The following is a 25,552-nucleotide window of genomic DNA, read 5'->3' on the forward strand; positions in this document are numbered from 1 at the left end:
AAAACGATTGCACTTTCCTTTCAATCCTTATGAAGCACCTCAACCTCCCTCGAAAAACCGAAAATTTGAATCGCAAAAAGCCTGTAGTGAACAAAAAGATCACTTAGGCAGACTTCATCACGCTGCGGCTCAAAAGAAAAGATCAGCTAGTAATCAGTAGATTAGTGAACAAAACATTCGCCAAAAAACCGGTAACCGCCTTGACGCTGGTTTTGGTTTTATCGTACCCGTTGGATAGCCTGTTGGGCGGTGTTCACAAGTCAAGATCGTAGTTCTACTGCAAAGGTCGCCAAATCTGACAATTTAGCCAACAATTTTTACGACTGGCCGAGTATGATTTTTTTTATTTGGCAGCCACAGCGACAATACCGAACTTTACCCCAAATTAAAACCACCCATTCGTTACATGCTATTTTTTGAGGATACGGTTTCAGTCGTAAAAGTCGTCGTTTCATTACTTCTCGCTCTGGCCAGTTGGCTTCTGATTCGATTTCCCGCTCCTTTCCGCCACCACCTGAACCCACGGCCCGCTTTGACGCTCTGGGTTTCGTTCATCGTTTTCCGGGTTATTCCGTTCCTGATCGTGTATCTGATCCTGGATTTTGCCCCCCGCAGCGACACTGAATTCTTCTACAAGAAAGCCATTGCGGCTTTTGCGGGCAAAATGGTCTACCGGGATTTTCTTTCCTACCACGGTCCGCTGTTTGGCTACCTCATTAGTCTGCCGCTTTACCTCTGGTACAATGCCAAAATTCTGATTCCCTTTATGGCCCTCATCGAGTTCGCCATCGTCTGGGCCACCTGGCGGTATTACCAGGCTAGCCGACCGGATTCCCTGCTGATGGCGGTTTTGTATTTTTTGTTGCCCATGCCGTTTGTCGCCATGATCCTGAGCAGCGAAGAAGACGTCTGGTTCTGGGGGGTAGGTCTCATCACCCTGCTCTACACCAGCCGTGCGCAAAGCAGCCTGTGGATTGGCGTCATCTGGGGGCTGTCGATGATTGTCATCAAAAGCATGATCATCGTGCTGCTGGTGCCGGTGTTCTTTCTGGTCGACAACAAATTCAAGTACGTGCTGGGGCTGGCGCTCGTTGGCGTTCCGTCCATCGTCATCCTGTACCTTCTGATGGGCGATGCCTTCCTGATGCCGCTGCAACATTCCGGCTACCACATGACGCCCAACATCGTCAGCATCACCCGGCCGTTTCTGAGCAGTCTGTATAACCAGATGAGCCTGACGCGGCTCAACACGATCAGCCTTTTCATCACCATGGGGTTGTCGTCCTGGGTGGCCATCCGGTACCGGCATCTGGGCTATCGGCAGATTTTCCCTTCGCTTTACATCCTAACGTTCGGCATTTTCATGCTGGCTCAGCCCAGTGCCCCCGGTTTTTACCTGTTCATGTACATGATCGTGGTGCTGTTTGAATTTGTCAGAATCGAAGACAAATCGTTCAATTTTCAGCTTATCCTGCTCAACTTCCTGATTGTCATTCAACCCATCATCTGGGTAATCTATGTCGGGATGCTGAATTATGACGACTGGCAAACCGTTTTTGCCGCCCCGGTGAATACCGCCGATTATGTGATTCAGGTCATTGAAGTGGGGCTCTTGCTTTCACTGGTCTGGCACACGTTTAACCACCTTAAATCACTGGACCGGGCCACGAGCCCATCCTTTCCGCCCCAATCCTGGTCGACGGGTCGTTCGTCGGTTTCGTAAGGCAGGTTTTCTTTTCATAGCATTTCAACTATGTTTATTGTTTACGCAAAGGCCGCAACCGCCTTCCTCCTGAGTGCCGTGCTGCTGGTTGCGTGGTTCAAACGCCCGGTTCTTGAATCGTTTCTGGACGAAAAGAAGGTGCCCTGGCTGTTGATTTTCTGGGTTCTGCTGCGGCTGGTTCCGTTTGTGGTGATTTATATTTTCTTCGACTTTTCGCCCCAGTCGGATGTCGCCAACTACTATTATCCCATTGGCATCTCCGCCAAATTGCGGGAAATACCGTACCGGGATGTCCTGAATCCGTATTCGCCCTTCTACGGTTTCTGGATGGAAATTCCGCTGATTTTCTGGGACAATACCCGCTCGCTGGTGCTGTTCTTAACCCTGATCGAACTGGTGGCGGTTTGGCTGACATACCGAACCTATGAGGACGTAATGCCGCGCGCGGAACGTCTTTTCCGGGTCTTGTTTTACATGATGCTTCCCGTTCCTTTCGTGATGTCCATTCTGAGCGGACAGGAAGACGTGGCACTCTGGATTTTTGCCCTGCTGGCCATTGTCGCCCTCCAACGCGACGGGAATGCGTACCTCTGCGGTTTGCTGCTGGCATTGGGCATTCTATCGACCAAAGCGGTTTTCATCCTGATCATTCTGCCATTTTTCCTCCTCACCCGTCGGCTGATTCCATTGATGGCGGGTCTGGCCACGCTGGGTATCCCGGTTCTGATTTTCCTGTACATTAAAACCGGTTCGTTGTTCATCGAACAACCGCTGGAAGAAGGGAAATACCTGAAAGCGCCCAACTGGGCTTCCCTGCTGCATCCTTTCACCTCCGGTTTCATCAATGCCGAACTGTCGGTCTGGAACTACGCCGGGCTGGTCATTTGCCTGCTGGTGGGGGTACAAGTGCTGCGGTTACGAGGAAACCACGATTACCGAACGTATTTTCCGCTGTTCTACATCGCCACCTTCAGCCTGATGACGGTGGTCCAGAAAAATGCCGTTGCCAACTATACTTACCTGTTTATGTTGCCCCTGGTGTTTCAGATGGTCGACTTCCGCAACCGAACGTCAGTGGTTTTTCTACTGGTGTTCAACATTGCAGCGGCCGTCCATCCATCCCTGTGGTGGCGAATCGGGCAGCCGTATTACCAAACGGTGAGTGAAATTTTCAGTAAACCGGTTTATATCCTGGAATACAGCATTGAGCTTTTCATCGTCGGCTACCTGCTCTATCTGGTGGTAAAGGCGCAAAAACAGCTCAAACTGGCTCCGCAGTTGGCTCCCATTCTGCCCCTGAGACCCGAACCAACCCGGATGTAAGTTTCAGAAACCGGTAAACATCGGTGGATTGAAGTGGTTTTGCGTTTGCGCCAAACTCCTCCACCCCCTATATTTGGCTTTATTACCTGACACGCTCTAGATTGTTGCTATGACTGACGTTCGTACTGACTGGACCCGCGACGAAATCGCTGATATTTATAACTCCCCTGTTCTTGATCTGATCTACCGGGCTGCCACGGTTCACCGCCAGCACCACGACCCGCAGGAAGTGCAGGTTTGTACGCTGTTGTCGGTCAAAACCGGGGGCTGCCCCGAAGACTGTGCCTATTGCCCCCAGGCCGCGCGGTACCATACCAGCGTAAAAGTTCACAAGCTTATGGAAGTGGACGAAGTGCTGACGGCCGCCCACCGGGCGAAGGAGTCAGGCAGCACGCGTTTCTGCATGGGAGCCGCCTGGCGCGAAGTCCGCGACAACCGGGACTTTGACAAGGTGCTGGAAATGGTGCAGGGCGTCAACCGGATGGGCATGGAAGTGTGCTGCACGCTCGGGATGCTGACCGAAACGCAGGCGGAAAAACTGAAAACCGCCGGTTTATACGCCTATAACCACAACCTCGACACCAGCGAAGAATACTACGGTGACATCATTTCGACCCGTACCTACGACGACCGGCTGGATACGCTCGGCAACGTTCGGCAGGCTGGTATTTCGGTTTGTTCCGGCGGCATCATCGGCATGGGCGAAAGCCACCAGGACCGCATCGGGATGCTGCTCACCCTGGCCAATTTGCCCGAACACCCCGAATCCGTCCCGGTCAATGCGCTGGTTCCCGTTGAAGGGACTCCGCTGGAAGATCAACCCCGCGTATCGGTTTGGGAAATGCTTCGGATGATTGCCACCGCCCGGATCATCATGCCCAGGGCGATGGTACGCTTATCGGCGGGCCGGGTTCGGATGAACACCGAAGAGCAGGCATTGTGTTTTCTGGCCGGTGCCAACTCCATTTTTGCCGGCGACAAACTGCTGACCACACCCAATCCGGAAGAAGATCAAGATCGGCAATTGTTCCAGACGCTTAACATCCGCCCGCGCAAGGCGTTTAAGGATGCGGAGAAACCGGCGGTGGTTTTTGAGCAGATTCCGTTGTGAGACAAGTTTCGGAGAGACTGTAACTTTGTTTATTATGTTTCGTAAAGCTCCAGAATATACCTTCCGAAGCTTTACGAAATACGTGTGCCGCAAACTTAAATGCAAAGTATGGAATCTAATGAAACTTACGATCTATGGCATAGAAGACAATATCCAAGCCAGTACATTTGGGAAAGCTATTTATTTCCGGCTTATGGCATTACGGATTCATCTTGCCAATGTGGAGTGAATTTAAAGATTTTTGGCTGTAATAAATGTCACTTTCAAGCACAGGGAACAACACTAAATCAAGAACAAATTAAAACAGTTACTACGTTAGTTGAAAAGCAGCAATCTTTTGTTGATGACATTCGAAAATCTATATTTGAATATTATCAATTTATATGGAATGACTACGGTCATTATATGGATGACACGACTAAATACCCTCTAATACAATTAAATGAGGTATATAAAATCGATGATTTAATAAAATTAAAATCGCTTCACTGCCCGGAAAAGATGAAAGAAGGGACTTTCGGCCTTTGTTTTAGCTGCACTTTCGATGAAGAACACGGGTTAGGAATTCGTTTTAAGGAATATAAAATTGCTGAAATTGGTGGAGAAGATGTAGGCTTTGGTCAGTTTCACTGGAACCCGATCTAAGTAACTACTTCACAAACACGTCCTTGTCTTTCCCAATCGTGTTGAATAGGGCGTCCTCGATCCGGTCGATGGCCTTTTCAAACGTCCACTGCTCCTGAACAATCCGCCGGGCATTGCGCGAAAGCCGATCCGCCAGGCCGCTATCCGTCAGTACCCGCTCCACCGCCCGCGCCATTTCTTCCGGTTTCCGGTTGACTAACAGGCCGTTGTAATTCCCAATAACGGTTTCCCGGACTCCTCCTTCCGCAACAGCGACCACCGGCAAACCGCAGGCATTGGCCTCCAGCGGAGCCAGGCCGAAGGGTTCCAGAGTCGACGTATACAGCAGACAAGATGCCGTATTGAGGAGTTGCACCAGTTCCTGATGCGGTATTTTTTCCCTGGGTTCAAAGTTCACCTGCAACGACCGGCTCAGGTCCTTCAACTTGTCGACATACGCCGTGTCGCCCATGTCGCCCACCCAGATCAGTTTCGGGCGAATGGCTTCGGGAATCAGGGCCAGCGACTCAATGGCCAGATCGGGCCGTTTGTGCTGAAAAAACGCCCCCAAGCCCATGACAAACGGTTCACGGGGTAAATTTTGGTAGGGAAACAGGCTGGCGTCGATGCCCAGATAACAGACTTCACCCGCGCCACCGTAGGCGCGAAGCACGTTTTCGTTGCTGAAATAGGAATTGACCAGTACTTTATCGTAACTGCGGTAGTTCTGAATTTCTTCCCGTACCCGCACGCGTGCCTGACGAATCTTGAACATATCGTCCCAATACTGGCTCCGGTAGTCGGCCTTTCTCCAGTTTCCGTTGGCCGGCGGAAGCCCTTCCCAGATCAGTTCCGGTGACGATTCAAAGAGGGTACGGTTGGGTTCGCCCAGATACAGGGCTTTCGGAATATTAACGAACCGGCCGATGTAGGGCATCGAAAAATTGATGCAGGAGTTGGCAAAAAGCACGTCAAAACCGCCCGCGTTGATCTGATCGGCGCAGCGGCTGCAAAAGTCAAGCATTCGCCGGATGCGGGTTTCCGGCTCGAATTTCAACGCCCAGAGCTTATCCCGGTATTCGTCCCGAATGCGGATGTCCATCGACAACGGCAGGATGTGCGTCTTGTCCACATACCGGTCCACGTCCAGAAACTTCGTGTCGGCGACCGACGACGTCCACACTTCAATGGAATGACCGCGCTGGGCAAGCCCTTTAATATGCTGGTGCAAAGCCCGGCTTCCGCCCCCGCTCCGCAGATTATGCCAAACTGCAATTTTCATCAACTACCACTCATTCAGGTAAACGAGTTGCCAATATAGTATTTATTTTCGGCAACTTTTTTACCGCTTACCCAATTCTATCACTTCCATATCCCGAACCCGACCGGCATCAAGCGTAAACCGCAAAACCGTCCGAACCGGGTGGAAACCGTGTTTTCCGGCAGCTCCGGGATTGATAAACAGCAGGTTATTGATTTTAGGATCGCGGGTAACCTTCAAAATATGGGAATGACCACATACAAACAGATCCGGCGAATGCTGGATCAAACCGGGCCGGACAATAGGATTATACCGGGGCGGTGTGCCGCCGATGTGCGTCATCCAGATGGAAAGCCCTTCCAGATCAAACCGCTGGTGTTCGGGACATTCGTGGGTCACATCCCGGTCGTCGATGTTGCCGAAAACGCCCCGGAACGGTTTGAAAGCCCGCAGGTCGTCGATGATCTTCACCGAACCGATGTCGCCGGCATGCCAAATTTCATCGCATTCCGCAAAATGGGTAAACAGTTGTGGATCTAAAAAACCGTGGGTGTCGGAAAGCAAGCCGATGCGAGTCAAGGTTGTTACACAGGGTTTATCGGAGAAAATCAAAGTTAATCAGAGACGCCCTGATAACCTCTGGTTCCCTCCGATAAACCCTGTGTAACATAACATTTAGTTTACTGCCAGCCGCCCCCCAGCGCCCGATACAGGTCGATGACGGATAAGAACTGCGCCCGTTTGGTGTTAATCAGCGAGAGTTCAGCCGCCAGCACACTGCGCTGTGCCGTGATGACTTCCAGGTACGAAGCATAGCCCGTTGCAAATAGTTCATCGGAAATAGTAGCCGCCTGGCCCAATACCGCCACTTCCTGTGCCTGTAGTTCCGCCACCTTGCGGTAATTTTCAATTCCCCGCAAACTGGTGGTCACTTCGCTGAAACCGGTCAGCACGGTTTTCTGGTATCCGTAAAACGCTTCCCGGCTTTGGGCAACCGACAACGAGTAGTTCGATTTCAGGTACCGGCGGTTGAAAACCGGAGCCGCCAACCCGCCCAACACGCCGATTGCCAAGGAAGCCGGATCAAGCAAAACCGACGCCCGGAATGCATTCAGGCCCACGTAGGGCGTCAGCGTCAGGGACGGCAAAAACTCCGCCCGGGCCACCTCCACGTCGACGTTCGCAGCTTCCATCGCCAGTTCGGCCTGCTGGATATCCGGTCGGCGACGCAGCATCTGACTCGGAATGCCCGCCGAGATCTGGGCCGGCAATTCCTGGTTGCTGATGGTTTTATTTCGTGCAATGGGTTGCGGAAACCGCCCCAGCAACTGATTCAACTGGTTTTCGGTCTCCACAATTTGCTGCTGCACCTGGGCTTCCAGGCTCCGGGTGTTGAGCAATTGCGCATTGAATTGCTGAACGGCGAGTTCGGTAACGCGTCCGGCGGCTTTCTGAACCACCACCAGTTCGGACGCCCGTTGTTGCAAAGCCTGGTTTTCGCGAAGAATCTCCAGTTCGCTGTCCAACGCCAGGAGCCCGTAATACAGGCGGGCGACCTCGGCAATCAGTGAGGTAACGATCAGATGACGCCCTTTTTCGGACGCCAGAAAACGCACGTAAGCCGCTCGTTTGCGGTTTCGCAGTTTCCCCCACAGGTCAATCTCCCAGTTGCTCCGTAAACCCAGGAAGTATTCCGGCGTTGCATCGGGGATGCGCTGTTTACCATCAATGTTAGGCGACAGGTTGGTATCAAAATTCCCGACGCCGTTCAGGGTGTAGCGCCCAAACCGATCGACTCCGGCGGCAGCCACGGCATTGACCGACGGCACCAGCGCCCCCCGGCTGTACTCAAAATTGGCACGCGCCATTTCGATGCGCTGCGAGGCAATCTGCAAATCCGGGTTTCGGGCCAAAGCCGTATCGATCAGACTTTCCAGATCCGGGTCCGAAAAGAACGCTTTCCAATTCAGGTTGCCAACCGATGTCGAGTCCGTGTTTCCGGTAAACGACGTGGGCAGTGTCCGGGCTTTCGGCAGTTGCAGGGGTTCAGAAACCCGGCAGCTACTCAATAGAAAAAGCGGAATGAGATAAACTATGAGCTTTTGAAACTTCGGTTTAATAGCCCCTAAATCCCCTAAAGGGGACTTGGACGCAGCAAAATCCGGATGTTCCAAGTCCCCTTTAGGGGATTTAGGGGCTTCTGAAATACTTGATTTATGAATGAACGGTCGTTCCATTTTCGTGAGTTTGAGTTAATACCGGAACCTGATCCAACTCGTCGTCTTTGGGCGGTTTGGCTTGCAGCAGTTGGGCGAGTTTGGCAAATGCGACATACAGCCCCGGAATCAGAAAGAGTCCGAACAGGGTTCCAATGAGCATACCGCCCGCAGCCGCCGTCCCGATGGAACGGTTCCCCAGGGCTCCGGCACCGGAAGCAATACAAAGCGGAATCAGTCCGGCAATAAACGCGAAGGAGGTCATCAGAATCGGGCGCAGACGCGACATCGCTCCTTCCATTGCGGCTTTCAGTATCGACATTCCCTCCTGCTGTTTCTGGTTCGCAAACTCTACGATCAGAATGGCGTTTTTACCCAGCAAACCGATGAGCATGACCAGCGAAACCTGCGCGTAGATGTTGTTTTGCAAACCGGCCAGTTGCAGACACAGAAACGACCCGAAAATACCGGCGGGCAACGATAGCAAAACCGCCAGCGGCAAAAACAGACTTTCGTATTGCGCCACCAGCAACAGGTAGACGAAGACCAGACAGATCACAAAAATCCAGATGGCCTGGTCGCCCGACAATACTTCTTCGCGCGTCATCCCCGACCAGTCGAAGGTAAAACCGCGCGGCAGCTTTTCTTTGGCCACTTCCTGAATCGCCTTAATGGCATCCCCACTGCTGTAGCCGGGCGCCGACTCGCCGTTGATCATGGCCGAGGTAAACATGTTGTAGCGGGTCAACTGCTCCGGCCCGTAGACGCGCTCCATCGTGATAAAGTTGGAATACGGCACCATTTCGCCCTGTTTGTTCTTCACCCGCAGGTTCAGCACGTCCTCCGGTTTGGCCCGGTATTGGGGTGCAGCCTGAACCATCACCTTGTACATCTGATTGAAACGGATGAAATTGGACGCGTAAAAACTTCCCATCAGCGTCTGAAGCGTACTCATGGCATTGTCAATGGAAACGCCTTTCTGAGCGGCTTTATCCTGATCAACATGCAACACGTACTGCGGAAAACTGGGGTCGAAACTGGTGAACACCCGGCTGATTTCCGGTCGCTTTTCCAGTTCGGCGATAAACTCATCCGTTACTTTTTTAGTCTTTTGCAGATCATCGCTTCGGGTGCGGTCCTGCAACCGGATTTCAAAACCGCTCGAATTCCCAAAACCGGGTACCGTGGGTGGCGAAAAGAACTGGATGCTGGCATCGTTGATATTCTTGGTTTTCTCGGCCAGCAAGGCAATCACATCGTCGACCGACTCCTTGCGTTCGTCCCAGCTTTTGAGGTTGATCATGCCCATCCCGTACGACGCCCCGGCGCCGTCGGTCATCAGACTCAAACCCGCCAGCGTCGATACGTTCTCGACTGATTCGAGTTTGGAAGCCGCCTGCTGCACCAGATCCATGACCTCCTCCGTCCGCTCCACGGTAGCCCCAACGGGTGTGGTCACGTTCACGTAAATCATACCCTGATCCTCGGTCGGAATGAAACCGGCGGGCAAAATGGTGTTGATCCCCCAGATTGCCGCTACGAAAAGCAGCAAAACGCCCCAGGTCACGACGCTTCGATTCACAAACGGACGCAAACCGCGCCGATATTTCCCGGCAACGGCATCATATCCACGGTTAAATTTGGCAAAAAACCGTCCCAGCAATCCCTTTTGCTCCCCATGAACGGGTCGTAGCAAGAGGGCGCACAAAGCCGGTGTCAGGGTTACGGCGTTGATCCCCGAAATCACAATGGAAATCGCCAGCGTCAGCGAAAACTGCCGGTAGAAAATACCGACCGGACCTGACAGGAAAGCGACCGGGATAAATACCGCTGACATCACCAGCGTAATGGCAACAATGGCTCCGCTGATTTCTTTCATGGCCGCAAACGTAGCCGCCCGTGGAGATAAATGTTCTTCGGTCATTTTGGCATGAACGGCCTCCACCACCACAATGGCATTATCGACCACAATCCCGATGGCCAACACCAAAGCGAAGAGCGTAAGCAGATTCACCGAGAAACCGATCACATCCATGAACGCAAACGTACCGACCAGCGCCACCGGAACCGCCAGGGCACAGATCAGTGTCGAACGCCAGTCCTGGAGGAACAGGAAGACGACGATGAATACGAGGATGAAAGCTTCGAACAGCGTACGAACTACTTCGTGAATGGAAGCGTCAAGAAAACGCGACACATCGTAGGCAAAGTTGTAGGTCATGCCTGGCGGGAAAGTCGTTTCTTTCAGCTCGGCCATGCGTTTCTTGACGTTGGCAATCACATCCCGGGCATTCGACCCCGGACGCTGTTTTAGCATGAGAGAAGCGGAAGGTCGCCCATCATTTTTCGACAAAATACCGTAGTTAAGTGACCCAAATTCTACGTCTGCGACATCCTTTAAACGAAGAATCGAACCATCGTCTTTGGTTCGGATAACAATATTTTCGTACTGAACCGGTTCAATAAATTTCCCCGTGTAGCGCAAAACATATTGCAACACCTGCGCATCCCGATCGGCACTTTCACCCGTTTTTCCGGGAGCAGCCTCCACATTTTGTTCCCGAATGGCCGCGATGACATCATCGGCAGAAACTTCATAGGCCGTCATCCGGTCGGGTTTGAGCCACACCCGCATAGAATACTCCCGAGACCCCATGATTTCGGCAAAACCAACGCCATCAATCCGTCTCAGTTCCGCCAAAATGTTGATATCGGCAAAGTTATAAATGAACTTTTCGTCAGCCACTGAATCTGTGCTGACCAGGTTCATATACAACAGCATGCTGTTTACTTCTTTCTCCGTCGTTACCCCGGCCTTGATTACTTCCTCCGGAAGTTCATCCAAAACCGTCGTAACCCGGTTCTGGACATTGACAGCCGCCAGATCAGGATTTGTTCCTACCTTAAAAAAAACCTGTATCAAGGTGATCCCGTCGTTTCCGGAAACAGCGGTCATGTAGGTCATATTGGGAACCCCGTTGATCGCTCGTTCCAACGGCATTGCCACAGCTTTTGTACTTACCTGCGCATTTGCTCCGGTGTATTTTGCCGTTACGGTAACTGATGGCGGAACAATATCGGGAAATTGGGTAACCGGTAAATTCATCAGCGACAAGACTCCCAGCAGCGTAATAAACACGGAAATTACGGCAGAGAGTAATGGCCTTTTTATGAACGTATTAAACATAGTTTCGTGCTAATAAATCTAAAGTACAGGCTGCCCTCCGATCGCGGATGCGACCGAAAGTTGCTCTGTACCGAAGAGTGGAGTGTAATGATCGGAGGTTTACCCGGTTAGTTGGCAACGACTTCGGCCTCGGACTTTGCGGGGTTTAAGGTCAGCAAACTTTCGGGTGACAGGGCCTGCGGAACGATTTGCTGACCATCACGGATGTTCTGAATGCCTTCGTAGACAACCTTTTCGCCGGGTTCCAGCCCCGATTTCACGAGGTAAAACTGGGCGACGCGGCTCTGGGGAACGAAGCTCCTCATTTTGACTTTGTTGGACGCATCGACCACATACACGTAGTTCTTATCCTGGATTTCAAACACGGCTTTCTGGGGAACCAGAACGGCATTGTCCACTTCATTTTTCAGGCGAATTTTGCCCGTAGCCCCGTGCTTGAGCATTTTATCAGGATTTGGAAAACGGGCCCGGAAAGCAATCGTGCCGGAACCATCGTCGAACACGCTTTCCATCGTTTCGATTTTTCCCGCCTGCTTGTAAGGGGTATCGTCGGCCAGGAGCAGCGTTACTTCCTGCCCGCTGCTGCTATGCTGCCCTTTTTTGATATACTCCAGGTATTCTTTTTCCGACACGTGAAAATAAGCGTAGACTTCACGAATGTCCGAAACCGTAGTCAGCAGCGCGCCTTCTTCGATCAAACTCCCCATTTTGGACGGAATCCGGTTGATCACGCCATCAAACGGGGCGCGGATGCTGGCGTGAGCCAGGCGCAGCGAAGCATTCTCCTGGGCCGATTGAGCCTCTTCGATGGCGGCTTTGGCCGCATCGAGTTTCGACTTCGACAGTTCCAGTTCGGAAGCCGAAATTACTTTCTTGTCGACCAGCAACTTGACACGACCCAGCTCTACCTCGGCGGTTTTGGCTTCGGCCATCGCGCTCTTCAGGTTGGCTTTGGCTTTGGCCAGTTCGGCCTGGTACTCAGCCTGGTTGATCTGGAAAAGCAACTGGCCTTTTTTCACCTGCCGCCCTTCGTCGACATGTATTTTATCTAGAAACCCGCCAACGCGGGCACGAATTTCCACGTTCCGAACGGCCTCCACATTGCCGGCGTATTCACGCTGCAGGGTGGTCGACTGTCTTGTAATTTCAAAAATGGGGAGTGCCGGTTTTTCAACCTCGGTTTTCTCCTCGGCCTGGCTACTACAACCCGTGATAAAAGCACTGATTGATAGCGCAATGGCAATGACGTATCCTTTCATGATTGTGATATGATTTCTCGTTAAGCGTTTAAGCGTATAGGGAAGCCAGGACATGTTCATCCCTGAACAAAGTCCGACCTGATTTCTAATCAATAAAAAAGGTAACAGGGTAGTATCGTACTGGATTGAAAGCGCTCCGCCTGAGCGCAAAGACCCCTTAAGCTTGAGGTGGAGGGGAGTTTATCTCCTGAACATGCGAAAAAACACGAATGGATGTTAGTCCAACAGGTCGGGCTGCCAGGCGCCAGTAAACGGGCTTTAAGGAAAAAGAAAAAAGTGGAGCAGAGAAATAATCGTGTTCAATGTTGGCAACGTCGGACTCTTCTTTGGCATCGTCCTGTTCCGGAAGGGCGTCGATAATGCCCAGCCAGTTTTCAAGAATCAACTCACCGATGCTTTCAATGCGGTTAACGGATAAATCTTCTTTTTGGGCACCATGAATCATTCTCGGCGAAAAATGTTCGGGCACATCGACACTAATGTTGATGATGTGCAGCGCCATTAGCCAGCAGAATAACCGGTGCAGAAAGAAGTTTTTTCTCCGTTTACTCATTTGAGTGTTGAATCCTTAATCGTTACAAAATTAAGTACATATATGGGAAATATACAAATAAAATTCGCAAAATCGGCCAAATTTGCAAATAGTTACTGCTTTTTCTCCGATCATTACAATTTAACAACACCAACTTTTCCGTTTTACGCTGGCGTATACGGCGTTTGTTGGTATTCTCTATAAAAAGAAACGCAGAAGTCGGAAAAGAGTTCGACGGATATGCATACTACTCTGAATGATAGACTAATTTTACAAACCCAGACAGGTATTTTTACCCACTGTTTGGTGCTCTTACCGTTATGAAAACCGCCCTCGCAATTCTCCGTGGCATCAATGTCAGTGGTCAAAAAAAAGTCCCTATGAGCGAGTTAAAGTGCTTGTTCGAGGGCTTGAACTGCCAGCAGGTCAAAACGTACATTCAAAGCGGCAACGTCGTTTTCACGCATTCCGCTGCCGACGAGGAACAACTGGCGAGACAGATTGAGAAGAAAATTACTGAAACATTTGGCTTTCAGGTGCCGGTTTTGACCCGGTCGCTGAGCGAACTGGCCGACATCGTTGCCCAAAATCCTTTTTTACAGGAAGATAACACCGAGGTCGATAAGCTTCATATTACGTTTTTATCGGATACACCCGACCCCTCGAATGGTGACAAAATAAAGGACTTGTTATCCGGTGCCGACCGGTTTGTGCTCTCCGGAAAAGAAATATACGTGTATTGCCCGGGCGGTTATGGCAACACCAAACTGAGCAATACCTTTTTTGAAAACAAGCTCAAGGTAACGGCCACGACCCGAAACTGGAAAACCGTCAATGAGCTTTTAAAAATGATGCAATCGTTAAATCCAGGCCAGTAGCGAACCGGATTTTTTTGCTCCGAAAGGGGCTTTTTCAGGAGAATATCAGCGCTTTCATCTCGGCCCGGATTTTCTTTTTATCTATTTTACCGACGCTGGTTTTCGGAATTTCACCGACCAGCACAATGCGATCCGGCACATACCATTTGTTGATATCTCCGCTTGAAATCTGGCCCTGCAAGGCGGTTTTGATCGTTTCAGCCGTCACTTTGCCGGCATACTCCGGTTTCAACACCACCAACGCGTGCGGACGTTCTCCCCATTTTTCGTCCGGAAAACCGACCACCGCCGACTCCGCCACGCCCTCGATTTGCGACAGGCAGTTTTCGATCGCCAGCGACGAAACCCACTCGCCACCTGACTTGATGACGTCCTTGGTGCGATCGGCAATGATCACCCAGTTGTCGGGTGTGATGGCGGCCACATCACCCGTGTGGAGCCAGCCATTGCGCCATAGTTCTTCGCCCCGCTCGGTTTCCTTGTAATAGCCCTGCGTAAGCCAGAATCCCCGCGCTGTCAGTTCGCCGAGCGAATGACCGTCGTGCGGAACCGGCTGTCCGTCATCGTCCTGCAACTGGATGTCGATAAAGGGCGCGATGCGACCGGCCCGCGTCCGAAACTCCACCTGCTCGTCGATGGGCAACGCACGTTCGGTGTCATTCAGGTAGGTGAGCGACAGAATCGGAGCGGTTTCGGACAGTCCATAACCCGCATAGATTTGAATGCCCAGTTCCAGGGCGGCTTTTGCCAGCCCTTTCGTCAGCGCCGAGCCGCCGATGATGACCTTCCAGCGACTCAAATCCACCTGTCTGGCAACCGGGCTATTCACCAGCATCGTCAGAATGGTCGGGACGCAGTGCGAGAGGGTTACTTTTTCTTTTAGGAGTAATTTCAGAAGCATTTCGGGTTCATACCGCCCCGGATACACCTGCCGCGCCGACAGCATGGTTGCCAGGAGCGGAAAACCCCAGGCGTGAACATGAAACAGGGGCGTGATGGGCATGTATACATCATGGGTCGAATGAAACGCGACGGCTTCATACCCGCAGATGTAGGTCACCAGCCCCATCGTGTGCATGAACAACTGCCGGTGCGAAAAATAAACACCTTTCGGATTGCCGGTGGTGCCGGTGGTATAAAACGTCGTAGCCCAGGTATTTTCGTCAAAATCCGGGAAATCGTACTGGTCCGAAGCGGTATTCAACAGACTTTCGTATTCGCCGACAAAACCGTCCGGAATCACAACCTCTTGATTTTGATACACTTTATCGCTCACCAGAATAAACGTTTCGACCGTCGTGAGCTGGCTTTTGATCGCATCGAGCAGCGGTAGAAAATCTTCATGAATGACCACCACTTTGTCTTCCGCATGATTCATGCAATACAGAATCTGCGCGGGAGACAACCGCACGTTGATCGTGTGCAGAATGGCCCCCAGGCACGGAATGGCAAAAAAACACTCCAGATACCGGTGGCTGTCCCAATCGAAAACCGCTACCGTATCGCCCGGCTTCACCCCACTGGAAGTTAGCAAATTGGCCAGACGACGAACCCGCTGGTTGAATTCCACGTAATTCATGCGGAACAGGTCGCGGTAAACAATTTCCCGCTGTGGCTCGTAGTTGAGCGACTGTGCCAATATCGTTTTTACCAGAAGCGGTTGCTCCTGAGCCGAAGCCGTGCGGGGAATCAGTTTCGTAGCAATCATCACAAGAGGGATAGGAAGGCTAGTAATAGGACAAGAAAATCCTGCTGAAATTATAGAATTTCAGTCAAATCCTGCCCTCCTGCAGCGGTTTTATTTTACAGCAGCAAACCGGCGAGCGTTGCCGACATATACGACGCCAGCGTTCCGCAAATCAGGGCTTTGAAACCCAGCTTGGCCAGATCGCTCCGGCGCGAAGGGGCCAGCTCGCCAATACCGCCCACCTGAATGGCAATCGACGAAAAATTGGCAAATCCGCAGAGCGCGAAGCTGGTGATGGCGATGGTTTTGGGGTCGAGTGTGCTTTTGATTTTCACCAGGTCGAGATAGGCCACAAACTCGTTCACCACCATTTTGGTACCCATCAACGACCCCGCAGCCTGAATATCCTTCGACGGAACGCCCATGGCCCAGGCAAAGATGGAAAAGACATGGCCCAGCAAAAAGTTGAGACTCAGGTTGGGGAAGCCAAAAATGTAATACCCGATCCGGAACAGAATGCTGTCGAGCAAGGCCATTAGGGCGATGAAACCGATCAGCATGGCAATGACGTTGAAACCGACTTTCAGCCCTTCAGCCGCGCCGGAAGCAATGGCATCGAGCAGGTTGGCGTGGCTTTTTTTGATTTCCAGCTTCACGATGCCTTCCGTTTCCGAGACTTCCGTTTCTGGAAAAACGATTTTACTGATCACCAGCGCACCCGGCGCGGCCATCAAACTGGCCGCCAGCAGATACGGTGCCGGAACGCCCAGTGAAATATACACCGCCAGAACACCCCCGGCAATGCAGGCAAAACTGCCTGTCATCGACGCCAGCAATTCCGATTGCGTCATGGTTTTCAGATACGGTTTGATCATGATCTGTGCTTCGACCTGTCCGACAAACGTACTCGAAACGTTCGACAATGCCTCGGCACCACTAACGCCCATCAACCACTTCATGAACCGCGCCAACACGGCCACAACCCGCTGCATGATGCCCAGATGGTAGAAAATATTGACCAGAACCGCTACGAAAATGATGGTTGGAATGACCTGAAAGAAGAAAATAAAGCCATTTTCGGGACCGAACGCTTTGCTGAGCAATTCACGGTTGACCAACGGAGAAAAGACAAATTCAGCACCCTTGACTGATTTCTGTAAAAGCCGGTCGACAAACTGCCCCAGTGTCTGGAAAATCTGCTGACCAATGTCCGTTTTCAGAATAAAAACCGCCAATCCAAACTGGAGTAGCAACCCGACTCCCACAGTTCGATACTTGATTGCTTTGCGGTTGTTTGACATGGCATAGGCGATGCCCAGAATCAATACGATGCCGATCAGTCCGGTAAAACGGCTCATTCAATACGCTGGTTAGTTGAAGTGTACGGTAGTTTACAAAAAACTTGTGAAGATAAGAAGGATTGATCGGTCCCGAATGCGAATTAACCGGTTTTCTCATTGGGCAACGGTTTATTTCCTGTTCGCGAATGTCGTGGTTTCTCCGATGTTCAGTGTCTTTCATACCGTTTCCATTCTCTTTTTTTTGCTAATTATCAGACAAAAACAGAAGAAATTTGTTATCTTATTATCTCTGATTATCAATTAATTAATTGAATAATTTCAATAATTATTGGATATATGAAAAAGATAGTATTTTCCTTTTTTATGACAACTTTGCTGGTTATCAGCAATGCCTGCCAGAATCCACTGGATGATGTGGGAATTGGATTTAAAGACCCCATTGAAAACGGAATTGTTGAGCTCCGGTTCCGGAGTCTGAAAGGGCCGATGCCAAAAGAGATTGAATTAGCGGTGGCCGGGGCCGATGCCGACCAAATTGTGACGACCCTCAATACGACGAATTACAAAGTAAATGAGGATGGCGTCTTGATTCTGGCAGCTTCTCCCGAGGCCATTTATTCGAAAAATGATCCACTCAATTTTGTTGTTGCCGCCAAATCGGTGGGTTATCTGGACATTATTCAGCCGGTTAAACTGGCTGATACGGGCCGATACAGCCTGTCACCAAAGTGGCTGAAACTGAGTGATCCGCCTACCCACCTGTCGGCAACGCAGGTAGACGCGTTCGAACTACCACTTGTCGCCGGCTTAGCCATCAAGACGCCCGTTGTCAACCAGAAAAAGGACAATGTAACGGTTCGGATCGAACCCGGCACTGAATTCAGGACAGCCAGTGGAACGGACTTGAGCGGCCCTTTGACGGCGGCTTTGCTCCACATCGAAAACCGGGGTAACAACCCTACCGATTTTCTACCGACGGGTTCAATCATGTCGTCGGTTACCAGTGCTGGCGGAGAAAAGTTGGGATCATTGCAACTCAGCCAGATTGCGGGGGCTTTTTCGCTGGAGTTTCACGATGACCAATTCCGGCTGGTTCAACAGGTTTCGAAACCGGTTTCCTGGGTCATGACGCTCAATCCGGCCACCATCAACCCCGCCCTGGGTCGCCCGCTTCAGCCGGGCGACGAAATTCCATTGTACCGCTATGACCGGGTTAGTAACCACTGGCAGCAGGAAAAACCGGGGCTGGTTACCCGCAATGCTTCCACCGGACAACCGGAATGCAGCCTTTCGATCTCGCATCCGGCTTTATGGGTGGCGGGCTGGACCCAGGCGGTTTGCGACGAGGGGCCTATTTTTACGGTAAGCAGTAAACTGAATCAGGTTGACATCCGGTATCTATGCAAGGTCGTGGATGCCGATACGCGGCAGGAACTGAGCTCGTTTTATTCGCCTTTGAACAACGGCAGCCGCATCGTTCTGACGAATCTTTTACAGAACCGAAAAGTCCGGTTGCAGATTTTTGCCTTCAACGATGCCTATAGTAGCGGAAATCCGGGCCAGCCGGTGCTTGAAACCGCGCCCCAGCAAACCTGCAACCGCAGCCCCCAAGTCGTGGATTTGCAAAAATTAGCAGTTCCACCTGCCATCACCGTAAGCTTTAATTTTGCGTGTCCGCCCCCCACTAAACTGGACGAATCCAGGTTACCCGCCCGGATTCGTTTGCAATACAGTGAGGCCGGAAAACGGAATTGGCGCGATCTGGTTACCCTGGATCGAAAAAGTACCAAAACCATGTCCTATAAGCTGCAGGTCAAAAAACCGTATGATATTCGGGTTAGCACCGATGGCGGAGCAAGCTGGCCACTGGAGAAAAACCGGTTTGTGCCCGACCACAACACACTGGCGTTCGAGATTGCCTCGCCGGAGTTTTGTAAATAGTAGTTTTACGGTTTACGGTATTCCGTTTACGCCGGGCCGTCGCTACGGTGGCTGACGCGTTTGAAGCGTGCGTCAGCCACCGTAGCGACGGCCCGGCGTAAACGGAATACCGTAAACTTAACTCGTGTGAACCTCCGTTTGCGGCTGTGTTTCCGGTTGGGGCGGCTCAGGTTCGATCGGTTTTTCGTTCACGAATAATTTCGCCTGCATGACTTCCTTCTGCGTCACTTCAAAAAACTTCTTCTGAATATTGAACGGCGGATCCGTTTCTTCGTCCGCGCAGCATCTCACGTAAACCCCGTCTTCGTGAAGTTCATAGGCGTTGACGTTGTCACGCAGATTGTAGTCCAGCAGGTGAATGGCCTGCTGTTTCACCCGTTTGTCCACCAGCAAAAACAACGATTCGATGCGCCGGTCGAAACTACGCACCATGACATCGGCACTGCCGCCGTAAATCTTCGGATCGTCATTGTTGTGGAAATAAAACAGACGCGTGTGTTCCAGAAAATCACCGACAATGGACCGGACGGTAATGTTCTCACTCAACCCCTGCCGATGGGGCCGCAGGCAGCAAATACCGCGTACGATGAGCCGAATGGGCACCCCCGCCTGAGAAGCCTTATAAAGTTCGTCAATCACCTCCTGATCCTCCAGGGAGTTGATTTTGATGCAAATACCGCTCGGTAACCCCGCTCTGGCGTTTTCGGATTCGGCCCGGATGAGCTTGACCAGTTGCTTCCGCATGTCGCGCGGGGCAGTAATCAAATACTGGTAATCGTTGGGCAGCGAGTGTCCGGTAATGACATTGAAAAATTCGGAAATATCGTGCGTATACACCTCGTCGGTGGTCAGCAAACCGATGTCAGTGTAAAGTTTCGACGTCTCTTCGTTGTAGTTTCCACTCGACAGGTGGGCATACCGAACCACGCGCGAACCTTCACTCCGAACCACCAGCAGCAGTTTCGTATGCGTTTTATAACTACTGATCCCGTAAATCACAAAACAGCCGGCTTTTTGCAGCCGCTGGGCTTCACGAATGTTGTTTTCTTCGTCGAAACGGGCTTTTACTTCAAACAAAACCGAAACATGTTTACCATTTTCGGCGGCTTTCAGCAAGGCTTCTGTGATCCGCGACCGTTTGGCCAGGCGATAAATTGTGAGTTTGATGGCTAGCACATTCGGATCCTCGGCAGCCTGTTCCAGCAGCGACATCACCGGCTCGAAGTTGTTATAGGGATGATGGAGCAGAATATCCCGCTCTTTCATCAACTCGAAAATGTCCGCATTTTTCTCCCGACGCATTCCCAAAGCCGGTACGGGGGCTGGGGGTGCAGGCAATTCATCACGAAATTCCGGGTGCCGAACGACTTGCCAAAGGCTCGTATAATCAATCAGTTCCGCATTTTCAAACAGATTGTAGTCATCGATTTCCCAGCGTTTTTTCAACAGATTCACCATCCATTCCGACGCATTGGGTTCAATTTCGACACGAACCACGCGACCCAGCCGGCGGTTTTTGATTTTCTGCTTGATTTCGTCGATAAAATCGTTTTCGATGTCGTCGCTTTCCTCCAGGGTAAAATCGCCATTTCGCGTTATCCGCATCAGATTAACCGAGTCGATTTCTACATTCCGGTATAACTTCTTGATTTCCTGACGGATAATCTCTTCAATTGGCAGAAAACACGTTTCGTCTTTGCGCTCAAATGGCATGAAACGGGGCAGATTGGCCGGAATCTGAACGAACGATAACCGCTGGTTCTCGTCATCATCCCCGGCTTTCACGGGGCGACTGGGGTCCTGGGTAACAACGCTGAAAATCAGCACCTTTGCCAGCAACATCGGAAAGGTGTGTGTATAGTCGTAGACCATCGGCGTCAGCATGGGATAAATGGTCCGATCGAAATAATCGACCGCCTTCACCCGCTCGTCGTCGGTAAGGTCATCCAGTCCGACAAATCGAAAGTCGATGTCCTTGAACGACGCTTTCAATTCATCAAAAACCGCACGCTGGTCCCGGCTGAACTGCTGTGCCGCCGTCATCAGGGCTTTTCGGAAAGGAATTTCCCGCAAACCGGAATAATCGACGCGCTCTTTTCCGTAGTCGAGGTAATTGTAGAGACTCCCGATGCGAATGGTAAAAAACTCGTCCAGGTTCGACGCCGTAATGGCCAGGAACTTGAGTCGGTCGAGCAGATGACGTTCGGGCGTTCGGGCCTGATCCAATACCCGGTCGTTGAATTTCAGCCAGCTCAGGTCACGGCTGATGTAGTTGCTCTGGTCGATGACATTCGCCAGTTTTTCGTTTATTTTCATAGCCTTACCATCTTCCGAATCGGATGGTAAAGTTACTTTACGCCCTGAGAAAAACGAGAAAAGATTCCCGAAAGAACCCTTCCTTTCCATATTATCTTTTTGTGAAGGACTTTTGCCGGTCATAGGTAGGGATGAACTTTATTGTATTCAAGTAACGCATAGTATAACAACTTCGTACGCTACTTTTTAGTTTACGGCACCTTCCTGCCACTTCATACGCACAGATTCTGTACCAAAAGGGTCGTCCACTCAAAAAAACGGCAAAAAAGAACGCCGAAGCATTTTTTGCATTAATTCTTTCAATGTTACAACCTTTCAATCATTGCATATGCAAAAATAATTTATTTATAATTGAAATCTTCAGTGGTATTTTAGAAATTTTGGTACGAGAATTGTTTATTATCAATCTAATAGCAGGATCAATGTATCGGTTTTTATAACGACTGATCTAAAAAACGGATTGACTTATGATGACTCGTACATGCCGTTCCGCTGAAGAACGACCCGGACAATCGGGTCTATCAATTAGCACTATTTATTCACCTGTTATGCGGTAGATTAGCTCAACAATAAAAAAACGAATAAATCGTTTTTTTGGCAATACCAGCAATAATTCCTACACAAATTGGCAGATTTTCAAACCAATTGTGACAACCTGAAAGCGCTTCAAAAAGCTGTTTTGGTGCCGGATGGCCTTTTTTTAGATGCTTTCCACTAAATTCAGGCTAATCTATTCTAGCCTTTCACAGCCTTTTGTCCTAAGCAGCAATGAGTTGTTTAGCTACTTTATCTGTTCAGACTCAGCAGCATACTTATCATACAACGCCATTCTGTCGCCCTTTAACATGTGCCATTAATTGAACCTTTTGGGTAGCAACTAAAAATTACCGGCGACATCAAGTCATTGAATCAAATGGTTGTTAGTCCGAAAAATAAAATCAAATTAACTCCCTCCGTACTATGTGGCTAAAATCGAGAATACCCTGGCGTTTTTTTTCAGTAATCCTGGTTTATTTTAGCATTCACTGGTTTATTGAAAGCCTGCCCGATTTGATCCGTTATTTTTCTAACCGCCCCTAAAAACAGAAAATCCTGTCGTTCTTCCGGATTATGGTTTTTACCAGCAGGGGTTTCCCGGAACATTCCGGATAACCGTTCCTGAGCGAACAAAAAAAAAGCGGGCTATTCGCCCGCTCTGTCTTACACGTCTACTTTTGCATATTTGGCGTTTCGCTCAATGAACTCCCGCCGGGGGGCCACCTCATCGCCCATCAGGGTCGAAAAGACGTGGTCGGCTTCGGCGGCCGACTCGATGGTCACTCGCTTGAGGCTCCGTTTCTCGGGGTCCATCGTCGTGCTCCACAACTGCTCCGGATTCATTTCTCCCAGACCTTTGTACCGCTGCACGTTCACGTTCTCCTCACGACCCGATCCGGCCAGTTCCCGAATAGCGGCTTCGCGTTGTTGCTCGGTCCAGCAATACCGTTCTTCCTTGCCTTTTTTGACCAGATAAAACGGTGGCTGGGCGATGTACAGAAACGCATTGTCGATCAGCGAGCGCATGTGGCGGAAAAACAGGGTCAGAATCAGCGTCCGGATGTGGCTACCATCGACGTCGGCATCGGTCATGATGATCACCTTATGATACCGCAGTTTCTCCAGATTCATCACGGTTTCGCCATTGACGCGTTCGTAGCGAATCCCGAGCGCCGTAATGATGTTCTTGATTTCTTCGTTTTCGTAAATCTTGTGTTCCAGGGCTTTTTCCACGTTCAGGATTTTCCCCCGCAACGGCAGAATCGCCTGGAAAGCGCGGTTACGGCCCTGTTTGGCAGAACCGCCGGCCGAATCCCCTTCCACCAGGTAGATTTCGCAATTCTCCGGATTGGTGTCCGAACAGTCGGCGAGTTTACCTGGCAAGCCCATCCCGCTCATGAAGTCCTTGCGGTCGGTCATGATGCGTTTATAGGCCAGATCGGCGGCAATTCGGGCCTGTGCTGAAATCAACACCTTCCGAACGATCGACGAGGCTTCTTTCGGGTGTTCCTCCAGCCACATTTCGAGCATTTCAGCCACCGTCGAGCTAACGGCTCCAACGACATCGCTGTTCCCCAGTTTGGTCTTGGTTTGGCCTTCAAACTGCGGTTCGGCCACTTTCACCGAAATAACGGCAGTTAGCCCCTTGCGGAAGTCGCTCCCGTCGAAGGTCACTTTACCGGAATTTTTCCCCAGCAAATGCGCATTGCGTTCGGCATAGCCTTTCAGAATCCGGGTCAAGGCGGTTCGGAATCCCTGCACGTGCGTGCCGCCTTCGATCGTATTGATGTTGTTGACGTAGGAAGAGATGTTTTCGCCTGCTTCCATGTTGTAGACCATCGCCACCTGAACGGGCGTCGTCCCGGTCTCGCGTTCCATGTAAATGGGCGACATGCCTTCCAGGGAAGGACGGCTTTCATCCACATATTTCACAAACTCGGTCAAACCGCCTTCCGAATAAAACTCCGTGTGCAGCGGTTCGCCCTGTTCGTTCATATCACGCAAATCGGTCAGGGTAATGCGAATGCGTTTGTTGAGGAAGGCCAGCTCGCGCAAACGACCGGCTACGGTATCGTATTTGTAAACGCTTTCGGTAAAAATCGAATCATCGGGTTTGAAGCGCACCGTTGTTCCGGTATCCGTTGCCGTACCGATTTCCCGAACGGGATAAACCGGCTGCCCGATGTGGTATTCCTGCTCGAACACTTTGCCTTCGCGGTGTACTTCAACGTGCAGAAACGTCGAGAGTGCATTCACGCAGGAAACCCCCACGCCGTGCAAACCGCCGGACACTTTGTAGGTATCCTTGTCGAATTTACCCCCGGCATGAAGCACGGTCATGACCACTTCCAGGGCTGATTTGCCTAATTTAGTCTGCATTCCGGTCGGAATACCCCGGCCGTTATCTTTCACCGTAATCGAATTATCTTCGTTAATCGTAACCTGAATGGTATCACAATAACCGGCTAAAGCTTCGTCGATGGAGTTATCAACTACTTCCCAGATCAGGTGATGTAACCCTTTGATACCAACATCGCCGATGTACATGGCCGGTCTTTTCCGAACGGCTTCGAGACCTTCCAGGACCTGGATATTGTCTGCATCGTAATTACCTCTGGAACGTTCTTCGGGTGTGATGTCGGCTTCAATTAATTCGTTTGTCATAGAATGCAATCAGTATAGCTCCGTTTTACGGAATTGTTATAAGAAATGCGGTTAAAAGGACGATTTCGGATAGTAAAAATACAAATTTTCCGGGTCATTTCCTAGCCCCGTTCGGCTTAACGTATAAATATACCTACAAAACAATGGACAGCAAAATTTTGTGTTTACGAATAGCGGTAAAAATGAGCGGGAATTGGCATTTTTAAAACTAAACCAATCCCTTTTTCGTCTATCTAAAGGGAACATCCATCAAGCATAGCAAGTACATGAGAAAACTGTTGTTTTTCGTAGCCATTTCTGCCTTCGCACTGACTTTCAGCCAATGCAGCGTCAACCGCCAGATCACGCAGGCCAAAGCTCTGGGCGATTGCAAATTCAATATCACATCGGCCGACAGCGTTTATCTGTCCGGCATCGACGTTCGGAAACTGAAAAATCTGGAAGATCTGAATCCCATGAAGTATCCGCAACTGGCCACGGGATTCATGACCAAAAGCATTCCGCTGAGCGCCCGGATCAACATCGACATCACCAATCCGACCAATAAAACGGCGGCTATCGACCAGTTGGAATACAAAATTATGCTGGCGGAACAGGAACTCTTTAACGGGTTTGTCAACCAGCGCATCGAAGTAGCCCCCGGTGGCGGCTCAACGCGCGTTCCGATCAAGCTGAACGCCAATGCCTACAAACTGATGACCGACGAAAAAAACCGCGGTGCGTTCACAGATCTGGTGCGAAACATGAGCGGATCGAACAGCGCCAAACCGTCGATGCTGACGATCAAAATCAAACCAACCCTTGCGCTGGGGAATAAGAAAGTCAACTATCCCGGTTATATCACGATCGATAAGGAAATGACGAATAAGATTCTTTTGGGGCAATAAGAAGGGAATACTAAATGCAAAATGAGTAATGCTGAATGTAAAAGTAATCGAATCGCTATCGGAATACTTTTACATTCAGCATTACTCATTTTGTATTTAGTATTT

17 protein-coding genes are annotated in these 25,552 nt (G+C 50.6%); 7 read left to right on the top strand and 10 right to left on the bottom strand.

Annotated features, from left to right (window positions below; translation table 11 throughout):
- Positions 1 to 406: 406 nt before the first annotated feature.
- From DUE52_RS27995 to DUE52_RS28010, 4 genes are all read left to right on the top strand, one after another.
- Positions 407 to 1,723, top strand: a complete 1,317-nt coding sequence (locus tag DUE52_RS27995; protein WP_114409400.1) for a hypothetical protein — start codon at positions 407 to 409, stop codon at positions 1,721 to 1,723.
- 30 nt (positions 1,724 to 1,753) lie between these two features.
- A complete protein-coding gene (locus tag DUE52_RS28000) occupies positions 1,754 to 3,046 on the top strand; it encodes a hypothetical protein (protein WP_114409401.1) in 1,293 nt (430 codons plus the stop codon).
- A 109-nt stretch (positions 3,047 to 3,155) separates the two neighbouring features.
- Positions 3,156 to 4,157 (top strand): biotin synthase BioB, encoded by a 1,002-nt coding sequence (bioB, locus tag DUE52_RS28005; RefSeq protein WP_114409402.1) that lies wholly within the window; start codon positions 3,156 to 3,158, stop codon positions 4,155 to 4,157.
- A gap of 108 nt (positions 4,158 to 4,265) precedes the next feature.
- On the top strand, positions 4,266 to 4,802 hold the full coding sequence (locus DUE52_RS28010; protein ID WP_133299968.1) for a DUF6985 domain-containing protein: 537 nt from the start codon (positions 4,266 to 4,268) through the stop codon (positions 4,800 to 4,802).
- A 4-nt stretch (positions 4,803 to 4,806) separates the two neighbouring features.
- Here DUE52_RS28010 and DUE52_RS28015 read toward each other — a convergent pair whose 3' ends face one another.
- The 6 genes from DUE52_RS28015 to DUE52_RS28040 form a co-directional block, all read right to left on the bottom strand.
- Complete coding sequence (locus tag DUE52_RS28015) at positions 4,807 to 6,063, bottom strand: glycosyltransferase family 4 protein (protein WP_114409404.1); 1,257 nt, start codon at positions 6,061 to 6,063, stop codon at positions 4,807 to 4,809.
- 60 nt (positions 6,064 to 6,123) lie between these two features.
- Positions 6,124 to 6,621: a metallophosphoesterase family protein gene (locus DUE52_RS28020; RefSeq protein ID WP_114409405.1), complete on the bottom strand. Its 498-nt coding sequence runs from the start codon at positions 6,619 to 6,621 to the stop codon at positions 6,124 to 6,126.
- A 101-nt stretch (positions 6,622 to 6,722) separates the two neighbouring features.
- Positions 6,723 to 8,162, bottom strand: a complete 1,440-nt coding sequence (locus DUE52_RS28025; protein ID WP_262511014.1) for a TolC family protein — start codon at positions 8,160 to 8,162, stop codon at positions 6,723 to 6,725.
- Positions 8,163 to 8,256: 94 nt separating this feature from the next.
- The gene (locus DUE52_RS28030) at positions 8,257 to 11,445 is read right to left on the bottom strand and encodes an efflux RND transporter permease subunit (RefSeq protein WP_114409407.1); all 3,189 of its coding nucleotides are present in this window, start codon (positions 11,443 to 11,445) and stop codon (positions 8,257 to 8,259) included.
- A 107-nt stretch (positions 11,446 to 11,552) separates the two neighbouring features.
- A complete protein-coding gene (locus DUE52_RS28035) occupies positions 11,553 to 12,704 on the bottom strand; it encodes an efflux RND transporter periplasmic adaptor subunit (RefSeq protein WP_114409408.1) in 1,152 nt (383 codons plus the stop codon).
- A 157-nt stretch (positions 12,705 to 12,861) separates the two neighbouring features.
- Positions 12,862 to 13,206, bottom strand: coding sequence for a hypothetical protein (locus DUE52_RS28040; RefSeq protein WP_114409409.1), 345 nt, complete (start codon positions 13,204 to 13,206; stop codon positions 12,862 to 12,864).
- A 350-nt stretch (positions 13,207 to 13,556) separates the two neighbouring features.
- Here DUE52_RS28040 and DUE52_RS28045 point away from each other — a divergent pair, with 350 nt between their 5' ends.
- A complete protein-coding gene (locus DUE52_RS28045; protein ID WP_114409410.1) occupies positions 13,557 to 14,114 on the top strand; it encodes a DUF1697 domain-containing protein in 558 nt (185 codons plus the stop codon).
- Between the two features lie 34 nt (positions 14,115 to 14,148).
- On the opposite strand, the gene DUE52_RS28050 is transcribed toward DUE52_RS28045, so the two are convergent.
- Together DUE52_RS28050 and DUE52_RS28055 are read right to left on the bottom strand one after the other, a co-directional pair.
- Entirely contained in the window at positions 14,149 to 15,822 is a 1,674-nt protein-coding gene (locus DUE52_RS28050) for a fatty acid--CoA ligase (RefSeq protein ID WP_114409411.1), read from the bottom strand.
- 95 nt (positions 15,823 to 15,917) lie between these two features.
- Entirely contained in the window at positions 15,918 to 17,159 is a 1,242-nt protein-coding gene (locus DUE52_RS28055; RefSeq protein ID WP_114409412.1) for a NupC/NupG family nucleoside CNT transporter, read from the bottom strand.
- Positions 17,160 to 17,465: 306 nt separating this feature from the next.
- On the opposite strand from DUE52_RS28055, the gene DUE52_RS28060 reads away from it, so the two are divergent.
- The gene (locus DUE52_RS28060) at positions 17,466 to 19,043 is read left to right on the top strand and encodes a hypothetical protein (RefSeq protein ID WP_114409413.1); all 1,578 of its coding nucleotides are present in this window, start codon (positions 17,466 to 17,468) and stop codon (positions 19,041 to 19,043) included.
- Between the two features lie 117 nt (positions 19,044 to 19,160).
- Here DUE52_RS28060 and ppk1 read toward each other — a convergent pair whose 3' ends face one another.
- Positions 19,161 to 21,482 (bottom strand): polyphosphate kinase 1, encoded by a 2,322-nt coding sequence (ppk1, locus tag DUE52_RS28065; RefSeq protein ID WP_114409414.1) that lies wholly within the window; start codon positions 21,480 to 21,482, stop codon positions 19,161 to 19,163.
- 1,077 nt (positions 21,483 to 22,559) lie between these two features.
- Positions 22,560 to 24,560, bottom strand: coding sequence for a DNA topoisomerase (ATP-hydrolyzing) subunit B (gene gyrB, locus DUE52_RS28070; RefSeq protein ID WP_114409415.1), 2,001 nt, complete (start codon positions 24,558 to 24,560; stop codon positions 22,560 to 22,562).
- A 266-nt stretch (positions 24,561 to 24,826) separates the two neighbouring features.
- On the opposite strand from gyrB, the gene DUE52_RS28075 reads away from it, so the two are divergent.
- Entirely contained in the window at positions 24,827 to 25,447 is a 621-nt protein-coding gene (locus tag DUE52_RS28075) for a hypothetical protein (protein WP_114409416.1), read from the top strand.
- The last annotated feature ends 105 nt before the right edge of the window (positions 25,448 to 25,552 follow it).

This window comes from Larkinella punicea (assembly GCF_003334855.1).
Classification (GTDB): Bacteria; Bacteroidota; Bacteroidia; order Cytophagales; family Spirosomataceae; genus Larkinella; species Larkinella punicea.

Coding starts and splice junctions, on each gene's coding strand:
- DUE52_RS28035 (WP_114409408.1), bottom strand. CDS start 12,704: ATGAAAGGATACGTCATTGCCATTGCGCTATCAATCAGTGCTTTTATC.
- DUE52_RS28055 (WP_114409412.1), bottom strand. CDS start 17,159: ATGAGCCGTTTTACCGGACTGATCGGCATCGTATTGATTCTGGGCATC.
- bioB (WP_114409402.1), top strand. CDS start 3,156: ATGACTGACGTTCGTACTGACTGGACCCGCGACGAAATCGCTGATATT.
- DUE52_RS28050 (WP_114409411.1), bottom strand. CDS start 15,822: ATGATTGCTACGAAACTGATTCCCCGCACGGCTTCGGCTCAGGAGCAA.
- DUE52_RS28075 (WP_114409416.1), top strand. CDS start 24,827: ATGAGAAAACTGTTGTTTTTCGTAGCCATTTCTGCCTTCGCACTGACT.
- DUE52_RS28010 (WP_133299968.1), top strand. CDS start 4,266: ATGGAATCTAATGAAACTTACGATCTATGGCATAGAAGACAATATCCA.
- DUE52_RS28015 (WP_114409404.1), bottom strand. CDS start 6,063: ATGAAAATTGCAGTTTGGCATAATCTGCGGAGCGGGGGCGGAAGCCGG.
- DUE52_RS28030 (WP_114409407.1), bottom strand. CDS start 11,445: ATGTTTAATACGTTCATAAAAAGGCCATTACTCTCTGCCGTAATTTCC.
- DUE52_RS28040 (WP_114409409.1), bottom strand. CDS start 13,206: ATGGCGCTGCACATCATCAACATTAGTGTCGATGTGCCCGAACATTTT.
- DUE52_RS27995 (WP_114409400.1), top strand. CDS start 407: ATGCTATTTTTTGAGGATACGGTTTCAGTCGTAAAAGTCGTCGTTTCA.
- DUE52_RS28000 (WP_114409401.1), top strand. CDS start 1,754: ATGTTTATTGTTTACGCAAAGGCCGCAACCGCCTTCCTCCTGAGTGCC.
- DUE52_RS28060 (WP_114409413.1), top strand. CDS start 17,466: ATGACAACTTTGCTGGTTATCAGCAATGCCTGCCAGAATCCACTGGAT.
- DUE52_RS28045 (WP_114409410.1), top strand. CDS start 13,557: ATGAAAACCGCCCTCGCAATTCTCCGTGGCATCAATGTCAGTGGTCAA.
- gyrB (WP_114409415.1), bottom strand. CDS start 24,560: ATGACAAACGAATTAATTGAAGCCGACATCACACCCGAAGAACGTTCC.
- ppk1 (WP_114409414.1), bottom strand. CDS start 21,482: ATGACCGGCAAAAGTCCTTCACAAAAAGATAATATGGAAAGGAAGGGT.